Raw genomic sequence first — 12,742 nt, forward strand, 5'->3', positions numbered from 1 at the left:
GTGCCCATGGTGAGCGCTGACCGGGACGCTGCGCCGTTCGTTCGCCGGCGCGAGCTGTCCCCCGAAGCCATCGCGTACAAGTCAAGGCGCAGGCCGTCGGTGCCGATCGGGATGCCCGATCTGGCCGACCATGCTGCGGTCGCGAACTGGCGGACCGCCACCAACGCGTTGTGGGGCGAAGACGACGACCCTGTGGTGCCGCACCATCGAGAGGTCATCGGCGGCATCCCGTGCCTGGTCGCCAGTTCGGCAATGGAGGCCCGGTCGTTCTTGGCTGCTGAGGCACCCACGGTCGTCTATGCACACGGCGGCGGCTACGTGCTCGGCAGCGCGGCTGTTGCGATCCCGATCACTGCGCGTCTCGCTGCCAGCGGTCTGCGGGTGGTCTCGGTGGACTACCGCCAGCCCCCTGAGCATCCGTTCCCTGCAGCGCTGGACGACGTCTTGGCGGTGTATTTCGCGCTCGCTGCCGACGACTCCCCGATGGCGCTCGCTGGCGACTCATCCGGAGGGGCGCTCGCACTCAGCGCCGCCATCATCGCCGTTGCCGAAGGCGTGCCGCCTGCCGCGGTTGCGCTGTTCAGTCCGCTGCTGGACCACGTTTCCGTGCCTGGCAATCCGACCGCCGATGACGAGGGACGCCGCCTCATCGACTGCTACACCGGCGATGCCGACCCTGCCGATCCCCGCCTGTCGCCGCTGCGTGCCGAGCTCGATGGGCTGCCGCCCGTGCTCGTCCAAGCAGGGGCCGACGAGCCGCTCGCGGCTCAGGCGTTCGAGTTTCGACGCCGGGCCGCGGCGCCCCGGGCCACCGGTACCGAAGTGACCCTCGACCTGTGGGACGGCATGTGGCACACCTGGCATTACCACGCGCTGCCCGAGGCCGACGAGGCGCTCGCAGCGGCTGCTGGTTTCCTCGCAGCGTTTCTCTAGCGCTGCAGATGTGCCGTGACGGCCGCCACAACGGCATCGGGCTGCTCGTAGGGCAGCATGTGGCCGGCGCCTTCCACCAACTCGATGCTGGCGTCGGGCAACGCCGCCTGCCACGCGTCGGCGTAGGCCGGCGGGATCAGCCGATCCTGGCGTCCCCACACCAGCAGTGTGGGCACGGTCACCCGGTAGGCCCGTTCGGAGAACCTGCGGTTCGGGATCGGGAACAGGATCTTGCCGGCCATGCCCTGCTGGCGGGCCCGGGCCACCATGAACCGCGTCAGCGTCTCATTGTCGGAGAAGTCGGCGCCGCCGGTCAGCACTTCCTCGCCCACGTTGGGGTCGGCGAAGAGCACTTCGGCGAGCTGGTAGGGGAGCATGGCGAAGATGTCGGGGATCGGATGATCGCCCAGCCACATTCCCGCGGGGCACAGCAGGGCCATGCGAGCCACCGACTGGGGCGCCAGCGCCGCCATCTCGGCTGCGATCATGCCGCCCATGGAGTGGCCCATCAGGTGCAGGCGCTCGTCGCCTTCCAGCAGCCCCATCTCGGTGGCCACGTCCCAGCCGTGCAGCGCAAAATCGGCCATGTCTGAGAGGCGGTCCTCGTCGCCGTGCTCGCTCCACGCCGGCCACACCGGTGCCACCACCCGCAGCCCGGATTCGGCCAGGCCGTCGAGCACGGGCTCGCCCGGCAGCCATCCGCCGGCGCCGTGCAGTGCCAGCACCGTCGCCGTACCGGCAGCCGCCCCGGCGGCAGGCTCGTAGACGCGCACCGGCGCAGTCACCGAACGCCTAGTCGTGACGACGACCTCGTCGAAGGCCGGTGCAGGAGATGCGTCAGCTGAATCCAGCTCGGTCGCGCTCACGCCACGGGTCCCTTGGGTGCTTCGGGGTAGCGGCGGGCGTCGGCCATGGTGTCCTCGGGACGCACCCGCTCATCCATGGGCTTGCACCACCAGTCCTCCGCGTCGGCGAACTCGTCGCCCCAGATGCCGCGAAGTCCCGGCATCACCTTCTCTGCGAACAGCTGGCTCGAGTAGCGGGTCTTCCAGTCGGGCATGTTGCCCATATGCAGCAGGCAGAACACGGTGCCAACGCGAAGCCGCTTGATCATGTCTTCCATGCGCTCGCGGACCGTGTCGGGTGAGCCCGCGATCACGTAGCCGCCCTCGACGAGGTCTTTCCAGGTCAGCCGCTTGAACAGCGCCTGGTTCTCCTTGCGGAACTGGTCGAGCTTGCCTGCCTGGATGGTCTTGACCGTGCGGTAGCCCGGCGGGTCGGCAAAGCCGGGGAAAACATGCAGGCAACGGTTGAAGAAATACAGCATGTGCTCGCTGTAGAGCTCCTCCGCTTCGGCGTCAGTCGCCGCCGTGCAGATGATCTGGGCGAACCCGGCACGGCCCGGCGTCATCGACTTGTCCATCTCGGCAACCCGGTTCCAGTAGCCGTCCATGAGCGTCTGGCCGGCCAGGTACCCGTTGAAGCTGAGGTAGGAGTAGTTGTATTCGTGCTCCAAGCAGAAGTCCCACGTCTCGATCGAGCCCCCGCCGGGGATGTAGATCGGCGGGTGCGGCCGCTGGATCGGCTTCGGCCAGCAGTTCACATACCGAAGCTGGGTGTACTTGCCGTCGAAGGCGAACACGTCGGGATTGGTCCACGCCTCCATGATCAGGTCGTGCGCCTCGTAGTACTTCTCACGGGTCAGCGCAGGGATCTGCCCGTAGGTGAAGTTGGTGTCCATCGGGGTGCCCACCGGGAAACCCGCCACGAGCCGACCGCCGCTGAGGCAGTCGAGCATGGCGAATTCCTCGGCCACCCGATGGGGCGGGTTGTACAGGGCGATCGAGTTGCCGATCACGCAGATCGCCGCCTGTGAGGTCCGCCGCGCAAGCCCTGCCGCGATGATGTTGGGGCTCGGCATGATGCCGTAGGCGTTCTGGTGATGCTCGTTGACGCCGATGCCGTCGAAGCCGAGCTCGTCGGCGAACTCGAGCTGGTCCATGTACTCGTGGTAGATGCCGTTGGCGCGTTCAGGATCAAACAGCGACCCATCGATGTCGACCCACACCGAACGGTGCTCAGTCTTGAAGTCGTCGGGCAGGTCCGGCCACGGCATCAAGTTGAACCAGCAGAACTTCACGGTCATGTGGGCACTCCTTGTGTGACTGGATTCGAGCGAGACAACAGCCTGGGCTGACAACGGCGAGCAATGCGGACGGGAAGGCTGCTGCGACCGTGAACCAACGCCGTGAAGGAGCGCTGAGGCACTGGCGGGAACTCCTCGGGTTGCAGACTCTAGACGGACGGTTCGCGAGGCAGGCCGAGCACCCGCTCACCGATGATGTTGCGCTGGATCTCGCTGGTGCCGCCCGCGATGCGCATCCCCGGTGCGTACAGGAACGCCTCGGTCTCGGTGCCTGCGAGCATGGCCTCGGCGCCGCGCAGGCTGGCACCGATCGCGACTTCGTCGTAGCCGAGCTCGCTGTTCGCGAGCTTGGACACCGGGGCCATGCGTGGATCGGCGCCGTGCAGCTCCATGAGCGCAGCGAGGGCGCTGCCACGGGCGAGCAGATCGGCAAGCGACTGCCTCCCGAGCGGCCCCGCGTCGCCTGCCGCATCGATCATCTTGGTCAGACGCTTGCGCAGGCTGATGACTCCCGAAGCGCCCGCTCCGCCCCGTTCGTCCTCGAGCACCGCCATCGCGACGCCCCAGCCGCCGCCGCGCTCGCCCAGCAGAGCATCTGCCGGCATCGAGACATCTTCGAAGAAGACCTCGCAGAACTCGCGATCACCGGTCATCTGGGTGATCGGCCGGACCTCGATGCCGGGCAGGGTCATGTCAAGCAGGAAGAAACTGATGCCACGGTGCTTGGGCGCATCGGGCTCCGTGCGAGCCATCAATATGCCGTACTCGGCGAATTGCGCATTCGACGACCAGACTTTCTGGCCGTTCAGCACGAAGCGGCTGCCGTCGGCAACAGCGGCCGTTCCGAGTCCGCCGAGGTCAGACCCCGCACCGGGCTCGCTGAACAGCTGGCACCACAGCATCTCCCCGGTCAGGATCGGGCGCAGGAATTGCTCGCGTTGGCGCTGGGTGCCGGTGCGCAGGATGGCTTCTCCTGCCAGCACGATGCCCTGCAGGTTCAGGTAGGGCGCGACGCCTGCCCGTTCGCACTCCTCCATCCACACGCCGGTGTGCGCCCGGCTCAGCCCCTGGCCGCCGAATGAGGTGGGCCAATGCAGCCCGGCCCAGCCGTGGTCGTAGCAGTACCGCTGCCATCGCCGTGCCTGATCGTGCAGCGCAGGCACCAGGATCGCCCCGTACGCAGGGCACGCCACTCCGGAGTCGACTGCCTCGCCGAGGAACTGCACAGCCTCAGCACGGAATGCGTCGAGTTCGGTATCAGTCCCGCTTGCCGTGAGTGTCATGTCGATTCTCCTCGCCATCCGCCGCGCCGTGCTCTTCGGCGCGCGTTGCTCTTTGGCGCGCCGTCGTCGCTGTGGTCACGGTAGCCGTGGGGTGACCCGGCAATGCCGTCATCGATGTGCGCTCTGGGGCGCTGCGGCCACGGATTCGCCCGTCGGCCCAGGCCCTAGCATCGCTGCCATGGCCGACCTTGACCACACCGATCCCGCGCTGACCAATGAGACCATCGAGCTCCTCCAGCAGATGATTCGCAATGCCTGCGTCAATGACGGGACGGTCGCTTCGGGTGAAGAGGTGCGCAACAGCGATCTGCTCGAGACCTATCTCGAAGGTCCCGACGTAGACCTGCAGAGCTTCGAGTCTGAACCGGGCCGCCGTTCGCTTGTGGCACGCATCTCCGGCACTGATCCGGCCGCACCGAAGCTGTGCCTGATGGGTCACACCGACGTGGTGCCGGTCAACGCGGATGGCTGGAGCCGTGACCCGTTCGGCGGCGAGTTGGTGGACGGCGAGGTGTGGGGACGCGGCGCGGTCGACATGCTCAACCTCACGTCGTCGATGGCGGTGGCATTCCGCCACATCGCCCGCAGCGGCTACCGCCCTCGAGGTGACGTCATCTATTTCGGCGTGGCCGACGAGGAAGCGGGCGGCACCTACGGCGCCAAATGGATGGCCGAGCACCACTGGGACGCCATCGAGTGCGACTACGTCCTCACCGAGTTCGGCGGAATGCCGAACCACACGCCCCAGGGCACCAAGATCACGCTCGCAGCCGGCGAGAAAGGCATCGGATGGCGTCGGCTCACTGTGCGGGGGACGCCCGGTCATGGCTCGATGCCGTTCGGCACCGACAACGCCCTGATCAAGGCGGCCGAGATCGTCCGGCGGATTGCCGAGTACCGGCCGGCGCCGCAGCTCACCGAGATGTGGCAGCACCACGTCTCCACGCTGGTGGTGGACGACGACACCCGCGAAGCGCTGCTCGACCCTGCACAGGTCTACGACACCGTCGCCGGCATGGATTCGCCGGGCCTGGCACGTCACCTGCATGCGTGCAGCCACACCACGTTCAGCCCCAACGTCGTCGGCGGGGGCAACAAGACGAACATCATTCCCGACCAGGTCGACATCGAAGTTGACATTCGCACTGCGCCCGGCGACCCCACCGAGGTCAACGAGCACCTGCGAGCTGCACTCGGCGAGCTCTTCGACGAGGTCGAGATCGAGCATCTGCACGACGACCCGGCGAGCTTCTCGCCGACGAACACGCCGATGTGGCAGCTGCTGAGCGACCTGGTGGCCAAGGCGCATCCGGGCGCACCTGTGATCCCGCAGCTGATCGTGGGCGCGACCGACGCTCGGTTCTTCCGGATGAAAGGCGCCGTGGCCTACGGGGCCGGTCTGTTCAGCGACCGGGTCAACTCCAACGACTTCATGTTGCGATTCCATGGAAATGACGAGCGCGTCGACACCGAATCGCTGGCACTCACCACGCAACTGTGGATCGACGTGATCGAGAATCTGGGCGATATCGCCGCCCGCTGACGTGGAGCCCCGCCGGGCTGCGAGCGTCGCGGCGGCTCGGAGGGCTCAGGGCTGAGGGTGCTCAGCCGGTGCAGGCCACCCGGGACTCGATGTGGGGGAGGCGTCCGGCGCGCAGCGAGATCACCGCTCCGGCTTCGTCGACTTCCCACACGACCCGCTTGTCGACATCGGGAGCGTCAACCGGTACGTACTGGATCGCTGAGAGTCCGGGCCCGTCTTCGATCCTGTCGCCGAAGGCCTCGATGATCTCGCTCTGCGTGGAGCCGATGCCGTAGCCCGAGATCGTCGTGATCGGACCGGAATCGATGTCGACTCGCACGATCTCGGAGTTGGCGGCCAGGAACCGGACACCGGCGGGACCGTTCTGGACCGTGAAATAGCGGCACGCGTCGGTGCCGCCGGGGACGGCGATCATCAGCGCGCCGGCGGCCTCGCGGGCGTCGTCAAGCGTGTGCCCGATCTGCACCGGCCCCAGACCCGCAGTCGACAGCTTCGATTCGAGCGTCACGTTGGAACCCGACGCATCGTCTTCGGCCATGGTGTCGGCGGTGGTCGGCGGCGCAGCCGTGACGATCGTGGCAGTCTCGGTTTCTGTGTCCGACATCATCTCGTCGGAGGCGGCTGTCGTCGTAGTCGCGTCGGTTTCGTCATCGCTGAGCAGACCGCAAGAGCTGACCAGCATCGCAGCAGCCAGCGCCACGGCAAGAGCACGCCATCGTGCGGAGTTGCCTCGCGTCAAGCTGCGTGGGGAGTCGAGTTGGTGCACGGCAGTCGCCCTTCCAGTTACACCCCTTAGGGGAGTCGGCATCCCGTCGAGAGTACCGAAGCCAGCACCGGGGCGCGGCGCCACCGGCCCGAAGGCCAGCTGCAGGCACCAGTGGCGCGAGCGGTCCGTGAGTCCAATCGCATGGAGACGGGAATACGCGCGGGCACCGAGGTCGCGTGTCGAAACAGGTTCGCCAACGGCGCTGCCTCTAAGCTCGGCGGTCGAGACCTCACACGAAGGGGAGCGCGCGATGTCCCACGACACAGTCATACGAGGCGGCTTGGTGGTCGACGGGACCGGCGGCGATGCCAAGGCCGTCGATGTCGCCATCGACGGCGAACGGATCACCGCCGTCGGCGAGGTCGAGGCGCCCGGGCGCACCGAGATCGATGCAGCCGGCAAGGTCGTCACGCCCGGTTTCGTCGACATCCACACTCACCTCGACGCCCAGCTTGCGTGGGACCCCATCGGTTCGAGTTCGTGCTGGCACGGCGTTACCTCGGTGGTCATGGGCAACTGCGGGGTCACGTTCGCTCCCGTCAAAACCGAGGACATCGAGTACATCGCCGAGGTCATGGAGTCGGTCGAGGACATCCCGAAGCAATCGATGATGCAGGGCCTGCCATGGGACTGGCGCTCATATGGCGAGTATCTGGCCTTCCTGGACGGCATGCCCAAGGGCATCAACGTCGGCGGCATGGTCGGCCATGTCGCGGTGCGCTGGCACACGATGGGCCCCGACAGCCTCGACGAGCGCCCCGCGTCGGAGTCGCAGGTCGCAGCGATGTGCGAGCTGGTGGACGAGGCGATGGGGGCCGGCGCGCTGGGATTCTCGACGTCGCGCACGCTGCTGCACCGCACGCCCGACGGTCGTCCGATCCCCGGCACGTTTGCTGACGACAACGAGCTGTACGCATTCGGCGATGTCTTGGGCCGCCACGGCCGGGGCGTGTTCGAATCGGCACCGCGCTTCGAAGCAGCCGGGCCCGACTTCGCGGGGGGCCGCCACGAGATCGAAGTGCTCGGCGAGATCACGCGGCGCAGCGGCCAGCCCAGCACGTTCGGCTTGGTGTACTCGGCCCGCAAGCCCGAGATGAGCGATCTCGTGCTCGGGTACGTCTCCGAACAGAACGCCGCCGGCGCGCAACTGCGGCCCCAGACCACCTGCCGGGCCATCGGTGTCGTGTTGGGCATCCAGCACCGCACGCCCTGGGATCGAGCGGGCGAGACTTGGCGCTCGCTGCGCAGTCTCGACGTCGCCGGCCGCCTCGAGGCAATCCGCGACCCGGCAACTCGTACGGCACTCGTGTCCGAGGCCAACTCGTCAGAGTCCAATTCGACGGGCATGGCGAACTCGCTCGTCGATCTGAGCCGGCTGTACCTGCTCGACGCTGTCAACCCGAACTACCGGATCGGACCCGAGGGCACCCTCGAGGCGCAGGCCGCGGCTGCTGGCGTCTCCCCGGTGGAGCTGTTCCTGGACGCGACCGATCGCTCCGAGGGAACGGTGATGCTCAGCCTGCCGGTGCTGAATCAGGACTTTGATGCCATCGAGCGGATGCTGAGCCATGAGTCCATCGTCATGGGACTCGCAGACGCCGGGGCCCACGTCGGCCAGATCATGGACTCCAGCCAGCCCACGTTCTTCCTGAGTCACTGGGTGCGCGACAACGGGTTCTTCTCACTGCCCGAAGGCGTTCGCCGTATCACGTCGGACACTGCCGACCTGTTCGGGCTGGTCGACCGGGGGCGTCTTGAAGCCGGCCGGTTCGCCGATGTCAACATCATCGACGTCGATCGCCTCTCGCTGTCGGGTCCGGAGTACGTGTACGACTTCCCGGGTGGCGCGGGCCGCTACATCCAGCAGGGTGCCGGGTATGAGGCCACGCTGGTGAACGGGCAGGTGTTCATGCGCGACGGCGAGCACACGGGTTCGCTGGCTGGACGGACGCTCCGCTCCACTGACTGAGGAAACCGCTTCGAGGTTTCGAAGGCACATCTGGGGTCGGACCTGCGTCCGCCCCGACTGCAGGCGTGCTGCGGGTAGCGTCGCAGCCTCTATGGCTTCTGCACCCGCAATGAACATCAACACCGATGCGATCTGGCGTGTCACGCTCGACACGTCCAAGGGCCGTATCGTCATGGACCTCGACCCGCAGCTTGCGCCGGTGACGGTGAACAACTTCGTCAACCTCGCACAAGACGGCTATTACACGGGGCTGACGTTCCATCGCGTTGTCCCCGAGTTCGTCATTCAAGGCGGATGCCCGGAGGGCTCGGGACGCGGGGGCCCCGGATACCGATTCGCCGACGAGCCCGTGAAGGCTGAATACACGCTGGGTGCGGTGGCGATGGCCAACGCCGGGCCCGACACCAACGGCAGCCAGTTCTTCATCTGCATCGACGACTGCCGCGCCAAGCTGCAGCCCGCCTACAACCTGTTCGGCCACGTGACTGAGGGCATGGACGTGGCGCTCGGCATCGCGGTCGGCGACACCATGGACACGGTGACCGTGGAGGAGCTGCCACGTTCGTGACGTGGCAGCGGTGGTCGTGGTCACGTTCGTGATGTGGCCGCCGGCTCCTGAGGTTTCGAGGCTTCGCGAGTAGCGTTGCCGCAGCGGCATCCGCGAGGAGGACTCAGATGAGTGACAGCAATACGAACGACACTGTGCTGTACGAGGTCGACGACGGCGTGGCGGTCGTCACGCTGAACCGTCCCGAGCGGCTGAACGCCTGGACGGGTGAGCTGGGGACCGGCTACTTCGACGCTCTCGACCGGGCTGCAGCCGACCCCGACGTCCGAGCCGTCGTGGTGACCGGCGCTGGCCGGGGCTTCTGCGCCGGTGCCGATATGGACAACTTGCAGGGCATTTCCAGCGGCGGCGGAGAGAGCGGCGGAGATGCGCCACGGCTGCGCGCCGAGCGTCATGACTATGCGCTGACCATTCCCAAGCCGGTCGTGGCTGCGATCAATGGGGCATGCGCCGGGCTGGGCTTCGTCCACGCCATGATGTGCGATGTCCGGTTCGCCGCCGAGGGAGCCAAGTTCACCAGTGCGTTCGCCCGTCGAGGCCTCATTGCCGAGCACGGCGTGGCATGGATGCTGCCCCGGGTCGTCGGTCCGTCCCATGCGTTGGACATCCTCATGTCCGGCCGGGTCTTCCTTGCCGAGGAGGCCAAGGAGATGGGCGTCGTCAGCAAGGTGGTGCCGCGCGACGAACTGCTCTCCGCTGCAGTCAGCTACGCCCGCGATCTCGGCCGCTACAGCGCGCCGTGGTCGATGGCGCAGATCAAGCGGCAGGTATGGGGCCAGCTCGACCAAGCCCGCAGCGATGCCCTTGAAGAGTCGAACGCCCTCATGCGCGAGTCGCTGCGGCGCACCGACTTCAAGGAAGGTGTGCAGAGTTTCGTCGAACAGCGCGATCCCAATTTCGAGCCGGTCGTCACCGACGGCTAGTGAACGGTGCCAGCTCGCGCCGGCACCTTCAACACCAGCCCGCCGTTGCCCCACCGTGATGCCCGCAGGTCACGGGTGATATGAGCGGGCGATGAACGAGACGCTCGTCGCGTTCGCGGTTCTGGCTTGGCTGGCGTATCTGGCCAGCCGACTGCTGGCACGCCACCACCTGCCCGAACTGGTCGCATTCCTCATCGTCGGTGCCTTGCTCGGCCCCTCGGGGCCGCCGGCGATCAATTTGATCGACGCGCCTTCGCTGGTTGCGTTGCGCCCGGTCACCGAGGTGGCGCTGGCGGTGCTCATGTTCGTGATCGGCGAGCGGGTGTCGGTACGTGCACTGCGGGCGGCGCGGTGGACGTTGACCACCGGTGTCGTCCAATTCGCTTTGAGCGCGGTCGCGGTCTTTTGGGTGACGAGCAGGCTCGGCGCAGATCGACCGGTGGCGCTGGTCCTCGGGGCGCTGGCGGGCGCTGGTGCACCGATGACGATCGCGCACATCGTGAGCTCGGTGCGCGCCAGGGGCAGCTACCCCACAGGCATCGTCGGTACCCACGCGGTGTCCGACGCCTTGGCCACGACCACGTTTGCCGCAGTTCTCCCCATTGCGTTGCTGCTGTCCGACGAGGCCGCCGACATCGGCAGCGCCATGCTCGACTTCGTTCAGCTCGGCATCGGCGGCGCAGTGCTGGGACTGCTCGGGGGCTGGTTCATCTCGCGCCTGGGCTTTCAGATCGAGACCTCAGGCGAGCTATTGCTATTCGTGCTGGTGCACATCGTGATCGGGTGGACGATCTCGGGTTGGTTAGACATCTCGCTGCCGCTGGCCGCGTTGGTGGCCGGCGCTACGGCGGCGACGGTGTCCCCGCAGGCGTTCTCGGTGAGGCTGTTCAGGACGATCAAGACCATCGAACAGCCGTTGTACCTGCTGTTCTTCGCGCTGGCCGGCGCCTCGATCCACCTCTCCGACGTGCCCAAGGCGGGTTTGGTGGGGGTCGCGTACATCGTCGTGCGCGTGGCAGCCAAGATCGTCGGCGGCCTCGGTGGCGGCCTGGTGGGGGGCCTGGGCTGGCGGCAGTCGCTGAGACTGGGCGTCAACCTGACACCGCAGGCCGGTGTTGCTGTGGGCCTGGCGGTCATTGCGTCGGAGCGGCTCGGCGACCCGGGCGCAGAAGCGGCCACGGTGGTGCTGGGCGCCGTGGTGCTGTTCGAACTGGTCGGGCCGCTGCTTGTCGCCCGGGACTTGCGCAGCTGGTCCTCTGCTGAAGAGGACAACGGCGCCGCGCCTGAAGAGTTCGAGTTGCCCCACCGTGTGCTCATCGCGGCGCCTGTCCCGGTGGAGCTGCCCGAGTGGCTGATTGACCAGGCGGCACGATGGCGGTCGTCGCTGGTCGTGCTGATGCCAGGGGAGCGCGACGAGCCGCACGCAGTCAAGATCGGCGAGCTCTGCGGCAGCCGTGATGTCGACTTCGAATTCCGCTCGCTGCGCAACGAGAGCTTCACCGGTGCAGTGGTGCGTTCGCGCGGCCAGCATCATGTGGACCTTGTGGTGCTGTTCGCACCGCGGCCACCGTCTGGCGCGTCGCGCCTCGTGCTGTTGCCTGCAGAGCGGATCGCGCGCCAGCTGTCGGTGCCGGTGCTGACGTTTCCGCTGAATCAACCCGAATCCGATGCTAAATCGCCCGATCCTGATGCTGGGCGTGGGCAGCGGCCCCGACGCCTGCCCTGGCAGAGCCCCGGACGAAGCGAGTGAGCCCGCCGCCCCCGGGCTCTGCGCGCGACAGCCCGCCGGGGGCGGGGGAAGATCTCGTCGCCGCGGCTCGCGACATTGCCACTGCCGCGGGATCGCTCACGCTGCGATGGTTCGGCCGGCGCGACCTCGGCGTCACCTGGAAGCGGGACGGGACCGAGGTGACCGAAGCAGACCGGGCAGCCGAGCGTCTCGTCCGAGAACGAATCGGCGAGCAGTTTCCCGATGACGCGATCTTCGGCGAGGAAGAAGGCGGTGCAATTCGACCGGACGGCCGGACATGGATTGTCGATCCCATCGACGGCACCCGGGGTTTCGTGCGGGGCGTCCCCCTCTACGCGACCCTCGTGGCGCTGGTGGATCCCTACGGTCCGCTGGTGGGTGTGATCAATCTGCCGGCGCTCAACCAGACGCTCGTCGCTGGACGGGGCACCGGCTGCTGGCTCGGCGACCACCGCTGCACGGTGAGCGATCACCCCGATCTCCGCGGCGCGCTCGTCAACACCTCCGACTACAACACCTTTGAGCCTTCCCAATTTGGGGCGCTGCGCTCCGCTGGCGCGATGATGCGCACATGGGGCGACGCCTACGGCTACTTCCTCGTCGCAACCGGTCAGGCGGAGGCCATGATCGACCCGGTCTGCGAGACGTGGGACTTGGCGCCGATGCCGGTGATCCTGTCTGAAGCCGGCGGCCGCTTCAGCGACGTTGCGGGCCAACCCGACTATCGCAACCGCAACGGGATCGCCAGCAACGGTGTCATCCATGACGACGTAGTGGCTGCGATGCAGGTGTCGGGACCATGACCGCGGGCATTCGCGGCGCGGGTGAAACCCGAGGGTCAGGCGGCAAGATGACGCCCAC

The 12,742-nt window shown here is 67.2% G+C and carries 11 protein-coding genes; 7 read left to right on the plus strand and 4 right to left on the minus strand.

Annotated features, from left to right (window positions below):
- Window positions 1-9 precede the first annotated feature (9 nt).
- Window positions 10-933 carry an alpha/beta hydrolase fold domain-containing protein gene (locus ACOOF5_RS13175; protein ID WP_420439860.1) on the plus strand — a complete coding sequence of 308 codons (924 nt, stop codon included), beginning with the start codon at window positions 10-12 and terminating at the stop codon, window positions 931-933.
- Here the strand turns inward: ACOOF5_RS13175 and ACOOF5_RS13180 are convergent.
- The 3 genes from ACOOF5_RS13180 to ACOOF5_RS13190 form a co-directional block, all read right to left on the minus strand.
- Window positions 930-1,799 carry an alpha/beta fold hydrolase gene (locus tag ACOOF5_RS13180; RefSeq protein WP_420439862.1) on the minus strand — a complete coding sequence of 290 codons (870 nt, stop codon included), beginning with the start codon at window positions 1,797-1,799 and terminating at the stop codon, window positions 930-932. The genes ACOOF5_RS13175 and ACOOF5_RS13180 overlap by 4 nt on opposite strands.
- Window positions 1,796-3,079, minus strand: coding sequence for an LLM class flavin-dependent oxidoreductase (locus ACOOF5_RS13185; protein WP_420439864.1), 1,284 nt, complete (start codon window positions 3,077-3,079; stop codon window positions 1,796-1,798). Before ACOOF5_RS13185 ends, ACOOF5_RS13180 begins: the two co-directional genes overlap by 4 nt.
- Before the next feature lie 149 nt (window positions 3,080-3,228).
- Window positions 3,229-4,362, minus strand: a complete 1,134-nt coding sequence (locus ACOOF5_RS13190; protein WP_420439866.1) for an acyl-CoA dehydrogenase family protein — start codon at window positions 4,360-4,362, stop codon at window positions 3,229-3,231.
- 178 nt (window positions 4,363-4,540) lie between these two features.
- Here ACOOF5_RS13190 and ACOOF5_RS13195 point away from each other — a divergent pair, with 178 nt between their 5' ends.
- Entirely contained in the window at window positions 4,541-5,905 is a 1,365-nt protein-coding gene (locus ACOOF5_RS13195) for a M20/M25/M40 family metallo-hydrolase (RefSeq protein WP_420439868.1), read from the plus strand.
- Window positions 5,906-5,966: 61 nt separating this feature from the next.
- Here ACOOF5_RS13195 and ACOOF5_RS13200 read toward each other — a convergent pair whose 3' ends face one another.
- The gene (locus ACOOF5_RS13200; RefSeq protein WP_420439870.1) at window positions 5,967-6,587 is read right to left on the minus strand and encodes a hypothetical protein; all 621 of its coding nucleotides are present in this window, start codon (window positions 6,585-6,587) and stop codon (window positions 5,967-5,969) included.
- 334 nt (window positions 6,588-6,921) lie between these two features.
- On the opposite strand from ACOOF5_RS13200, the gene ACOOF5_RS13205 reads away from it, so the two are divergent.
- The 5 genes from ACOOF5_RS13205 to ACOOF5_RS13225 all read left to right on the plus strand — a co-directional run bounded on the left by ACOOF5_RS13205 (window position 6,922) and on the right by ACOOF5_RS13225 (window position 12,684).
- Window positions 6,922-8,640, plus strand: coding sequence for an N-acyl-D-amino-acid deacylase family protein (locus ACOOF5_RS13205; protein WP_420439872.1), 1,719 nt, complete (start codon window positions 6,922-6,924; stop codon window positions 8,638-8,640).
- Window positions 8,641-8,731: 91 nt separating this feature from the next.
- Window positions 8,732-9,208, plus strand: coding sequence for a peptidylprolyl isomerase (locus ACOOF5_RS13210; RefSeq protein WP_420439874.1), 477 nt, complete (start codon window positions 8,732-8,734; stop codon window positions 9,206-9,208).
- Window positions 9,209-9,315: 107 nt separating this feature from the next.
- Entirely contained in the window at window positions 9,316-10,131 is an 816-nt protein-coding gene (locus ACOOF5_RS13215) for an enoyl-CoA hydratase (protein ID WP_420439876.1), read from the plus strand.
- Between the two features lie 91 nt (window positions 10,132-10,222).
- Window positions 10,223-11,881 carry a cation:proton antiporter gene (locus ACOOF5_RS13220; protein WP_420439878.1) on the plus strand — a complete coding sequence of 553 codons (1,659 nt, stop codon included), beginning with the start codon at window positions 10,223-10,225 and terminating at the stop codon, window positions 11,879-11,881.
- Window positions 11,878-12,684, plus strand: a complete 807-nt coding sequence (locus ACOOF5_RS13225) for an inositol monophosphatase family protein (protein ID WP_420439880.1) — start codon at window positions 11,878-11,880, stop codon at window positions 12,682-12,684. The genes ACOOF5_RS13220 and ACOOF5_RS13225 overlap by 4 nt, the downstream gene beginning before the upstream one ends.
- Window positions 12,685-12,742: the final 58 nt, after the last annotated feature.

Source organism: Candidatus Poriferisodalis sp., assembly GCF_965214215.1.
Classification (GTDB): domain Bacteria; phylum Actinomycetota; class Acidimicrobiia; order Acidimicrobiales; family Poriferisodalaceae; genus Poriferisodalis.